The sequence below is a fragment of the Vibrio sp. 1249-1 genome (genome assembly GCF_033340495.1).
In genome coordinates, this window is the sequence record NZ_JAWOWJ010000917.1 from 1 (window position 1) to 572 (window position 572).

General features: G+C 44.8%; 1 protein-coding gene. It reads left to right on the forward strand.

Annotated features, from left to right (window positions below):
- Positions 1-139: 139 nt before the first annotated feature.
- Positions 140-572: GntR family transcriptional regulator (locus R7Z50_RS29675; RefSeq protein WP_318150037.1), on the forward strand; the 433-nt coding region annotated here is incomplete at its 3' end.

Below are 572 nucleotides of genomic sequence, written 5' to 3' on the forward strand. Positions count from 1 at the left end.
AACTGGTTGAGAAGATCAAAGCAGTTAAGTAATTCACAAAGTAATTAGTAATAAACAATCGAAAACAAGGTGTTACCACATTCTGGTACATAGAGGTTGACCAATTGTTATTGGTCGTTATGATGGCGTGAGAAGTTAGATGGAATATAGTGATAATATCATCATGATGCCTTTTGAACCGAAAAGACCGTATCAAGAGATCGGTTTAGTCCTTAGACAAGAACTTATCAATGGCCGTTACGTGGTCGGAGATAGGCTGCCGCCTGAGCGCGATATCGCAGAACGTCTCGACGTTAGCCGCACAGTAGTACGTGAAGCGATCATCATGCTGGAGCTGGAAAACCTTGTCGAAGTGAAGAAAGGTTCTGGAGTGTATGTCATCAATATTCCATCTCAACCGAACTCCCGTGAGAACGTGATCAGCGATGATGCCGGTCCGTTTGAAATGCTCCAAGCTCGCCAGTTGCTTGAAAGTAACATTGCGGAATTTGCAGCGATGCAAGTAACGCCTGGCGACATCGTGAAAATGCGTGCAGCCCTTGAGTTAGAACGAAAAGAACTTGCCAGTGGCA